We start from the raw sequence: 4,256 nt of genomic DNA, 5'->3' as shown, positions 1-4,256 counted from the left end.
CTACGTCCTACGTCTTACCGTCATACGTCATCTTCATCTTCGTCCTACCTGAACTTCCCTGATTAGAGTTGACCGTTTTTAGTCTAGCCTCTAGCATCTAGCATCTAGCATCTATCCTCTAAATTCTAGTCATCCCCTTTCACCTCTCACCTCTCACGTCTCAAATCTCACATCTCCCCTCTCAACCCAATCCCCCCATACCAATTCCGCGGACGCCCAGGATAGTAATACCGCGGCTCGGAAGTGCCAAAACTCGTGGCGTTTATTAGGATGGAAGAAGCGTACTTCTTATCGGTTATATTATCTATCCCGAAATTTAACTGCATTTTAATTCGTTTGCTCAATGCCTGCTTGTAGGTGGTTTTAAGATTAAAAACGGTGTACTTATCTGAATACAACGAATTTGAATCGTTCATCGGCATTTCACCCAAATGCAGGAAATTGGTGTTTAGCGTGAACTTATTATAACTCAGGTTTATACCCCCATTTAATTTTACTGCCGGTACTCCTGTAAGCTGGTTGCCGGAATAATCACTTTCCCCATCTACAAAATTGATAAACGTATGGTCTGTAAATTCTGCATTTAAATAAGGGGCCATGTATAGCTTGCTTCCTATTTGCTGCAAGTATCTCGTCTGCACCTCTATCCCTTTGTGTTCCGTCTTTCCCGCGTTTCTGCCAATGTATTCGTCATCGCCAATTCGGTCCGCAACTAAAAGGTCGTCTATACTCAGTAGGTAAGTGGTCACTTGTAGATATAGCTTTCGTTTAAAGAGGAAAAGCTCACTGCCAACTTCATAATTCCACCCTTTTTCTGGTCCCAGTTCAGGATTAATTATTCCGTCTGGAGTTAGGGTTTCTTCTATTGAAGGATAATTAAAACCCCGACTCAAATTAATATACCCACTTATATTTTTACTGAAAGTATATAACACATTCACATTCGGCGCTAAAATTGGATCGAAATTGCGATTGGCACTTTTACTCGCTGCCCCAAAGTTGAAATTATCATTAAAGGTGTAATTGGTAGTATTCAAATTAAAACCTATTTGCGCCTTTAGCTTTTCTGAAATAGGTACCACAAGACTTGCAAAAGCGTTCAAATTATTCCGCAACTCAAAATTATCGCTTAGTAACTCTCCCTCCAAACTGCCATTGCCGTTGTTTTCTTCATATAGATTTTCAATAGTTTCCCAGCGGTACTCATCTTTGTAATACTCGGCCCCAAAACTAAAATCAGACATCCTATTCAACAACCTAAGACTTCCACTAAATACCGTTCGCGCTCCATAACCGTTTGTATATTCATCTAAAATATTAAAAGGCCGTGGCTCGTAATGGTCTAAATAGGTATAATAAACACTGCTCGTATTGCTTGTATTTTCTGAAAAACGGTGGGTAAAACTGAATCCAATTAGCGTTTGTTTATTGGCTTCAAAACCTTGCGCTGCCTTCCACGTATAGGCGGCCTGACTTGGGTCTTCTTCAAAAGCGGTTTTCCCGATGGAACTCGGAATTTGAGCGACGTAATCTGTGTATTTCACCAATAGCCCTACCTCATTCTGCAGATTAAATTTGTAATTTGAAGTAAGCTGAAACCCTTTTCTATTGTAATTATTATTTTCTCTGAAGCCATCTGTTTGCAGATGATCGTAATTAAGATTTATCGAAAACTTTTCCGTTGCCGTTGCTGCCGAAACCGTGTTTTTAATCAGCGCAAACGAGCCCAGCGTCAAACTGCTTTTAAATAATGTTTCTCCAGGAACAGCCTGTTTTGAAGTGAGCAACAACGTACCGCCTAAATTAGTGCCGTATTCAGTGGCTTTCGGACCTTTAACCACTTCCAACCATTGTAAATCTTCGGCGTTGTAACTATCAATCGCAGTTTCCCCACCGCCGTTAGTAATTGGGATGCCGTTATAATAAGCACGGATTTTATTAGTGCCGTAAAGCGTCCGCGACCCAACCCCGCGAATGGTAATGCGGTTGGTATTAATCGCCCCTCGCTGAATATACACCCCAGGGATTTCATTAATTGCTGAAACCAACCCTATCGGACTAAATTCTTCAAGTTTTTCTGAAGAAATAATCTCTGTCGGAATAATTAATTCAGTTGCTGAAGTATTCGAACTGTCTTTTATAAGCGTTGCCCTTAACAGCACTTCCTCCAAATCCTGCAATTTAAGACTGGGAACTAGTACAAAAACCTCATTATTTTCCGTCATCCGCACCACTTTATTCTGAAATTCCGCTTTTTCAAGTCTAAGCATAATAGGAAGTCTCAAACTATCCGGCAGCCTAAAAACTCCGAGTTCATTTGTTTCACTAACCCTTTCATCCCCCGAATACACGCCCACTTCAGCAATCCCCAAGTCATCCACTCCCACAACCATCCCAACCCGAGCCTGCCCAAAACAAACCCCACAAACCCCAGTCAAAACCACAATCACCACCATTTTAAAAACACCGCTCATATATCCAATTATTTTAACCCTCAAATTAACAAAAAACCAACAAACCCCCCACAAAAAACCAATCGTCAAGTTGAGAACATCCAAACCCCATTGTCTAACGAATACCCCCGCAAGCAATATGTTAGCGTGAGCAATATGTCAGGGTGAGCGCAGTCGAACCCCGTTGTCTAACGCATCCCAACGCCATCCCAATGTCAGGCTGAGCAGCCCGTCCTGAGCGCACCCGAAGGGCAGTCGAACCCCCGTCGCCATCCAATTGTCAGGGTGAGCGCAGTCGAACCCCCACGGTCTAACGCATCCCTTCGCCATCCCTATTGTCAGGGTGAGCTAGCCCGTCCCGAGCACAGCCAAAGCGCATCCGATAGCTATCGGATCGAACCCCATCGCCATCCAATTGTCAGGGTGAGCGCAGTCGAACCCCGTCAACTAACGCATAACATCGCAAGCCCTTATGTCAGGCTAAGCATCCCATCCTAAGCGGAGCCGAAGGGCAGTCGACCCCCCCCGGTCTAACCCATCCCATCGCCATCCAAATGTCAGGGTGAGCTAGCCTGTCCTGAGCGGAGCCGAAGGGCAGTCGAACCCCGTCGTCTAACTTATCTCATCGCAAGCAATATATCAAGGTGAGCAATATGTTAGGCTAAGCAAAATGTCAGGGTAGCAAAATGTCAAGGTGAGCAACCCATCCCGAGCACAACCAAAGCGCATCCGATAGCTATCGGATCGAACCCCTTCGCCATCCAATTGTCAGGGTGAGCAGCCTGTCCTGAGCGGAGCCGAAGGGCAGTCGAACCCCATTCCAAATGTCAGTGTGAGCAGCCTGTCCTGAGCGCAGTCAAAGCCTCTCCAATCATCCCAACACAAATTTCTCCCAAAAAAGCTTTACCCCTCCCCAAACTTGCCTCAAAAACCATATTTCCATACCTTTAAACAAAAAATGTACTACCAATACTACGTTTACATTTTAGAATGTTCAGACAAATCGTATTACACAGGTATCACAAACGATTTATCAAAAAGATTAGAGCAACATCAAGCCGGCACTAAAAGAGACGCTTACACCTATAAAAGAAGGCCAATAACCTTAAAATTCCATCAAGAATTTAACGATGTATTGCAAGCAATTTACTTTGAGAAAAAAATCAAAAGATGGACAAGGGCAAAGAAAAAAGCTTTAATAGATGGAGACGTCAATATGTTAAAAGCCCTATCAGAATGCCGCAACGCCACCCACCACAATTACAACCCCTCTCCCAAACCAAAAAACTAACCCATTCGGTCGCCCTCCCAATGTCAGGGTAAGCAGCCTGTCCTGAGCGCAGCCGAAGGGCAGTCGAACCCCATTCCAAATGTCAGGGTGAGCAGCCTGTCCTGAGCGGAGCCGAAGGGCAGTCGAACCCCCGGCGTCTAACCCATCCCATCGCCATCCCCAATGTCAGGGTGAGCAGCCTGCCCCGAGCACAGCCAAAGCGCATCCGATAGCTATCGGATCGAATCCCCTTCGCCATCCAATTGTCAGGGTGAGCGCAGTCGAACCCCCACGGACTAACCCATCTCATCGCCATCCCCATTGTCAGGGTGAGCTAGCCCGTCCTGAGCGCAGCCGAAGGGCATCCGATAGCTATCGGTTCGAACTCCCGTCGTCTAACGCATCCCACCGTCTAACCCACGTCAATGGAGACAACAGACAACCGACAAAACCCCTTCCGTCAGCTGGGATTAAAAATTAGATATACATTCAAACCTCCCCCCAGCTGCCACCTTCCCCTTAAATAAACACAC

The 4,256-nt window shown here is 45.3% G+C and carries 2 protein-coding genes; one reads left to right on the top strand and one right to left on the bottom strand.

Annotation, left to right across the window (positions count from 1 at the left end):
• Positions 1–167 precede the first annotated feature (167 nt).
• Positions 168–2,474 carry a TonB-dependent receptor family protein gene (locus tag K8089_RS15785; protein WP_237604260.1) on the bottom strand — a complete coding sequence of 769 codons (2,307 nt, stop codon included), beginning with the start codon at positions 2,472–2,474 and terminating at the stop codon, positions 168–170.
• A gap of 937 nt (positions 2,475–3,411) precedes the next feature.
• Between K8089_RS15785 and K8089_RS15780 the strand changes: the two genes are divergently transcribed.
• The gene (locus K8089_RS15780; protein WP_237604259.1) at positions 3,412–3,744 is read left to right on the top strand and encodes a GIY-YIG nuclease family protein; all 333 of its coding nucleotides are present in this window, start codon (positions 3,412–3,414) and stop codon (positions 3,742–3,744) included.
• The last annotated feature ends 512 nt before the right edge of the window (positions 3,745–4,256 follow it).

Source organism: Aequorivita vitellina, from assembly GCF_022008365.1.
In the GTDB taxonomy this organism is placed as follows: domain Bacteria; phylum Bacteroidota; class Bacteroidia; order Flavobacteriales; family Flavobacteriaceae; genus Aequorivita; species Aequorivita vitellina.
This window is presented reverse-complemented; position numbering and strand designations above follow the sequence as displayed.

Excerpts from the sequence above, each read along its gene's own strand:
- K8089_RS15785 (WP_237604260.1), bottom strand. The coding sequence starts at position 2,474 with ATGAGCGGTGTTTTTAAAATGGTGGTGATTGTGGTTTTGACTGGGGTT.
- K8089_RS15780 (WP_237604259.1), top strand. The coding sequence starts at position 3,412 with ATGTACTACCAATACTACGTTTACATTTTAGAATGTTCAGACAAATCG.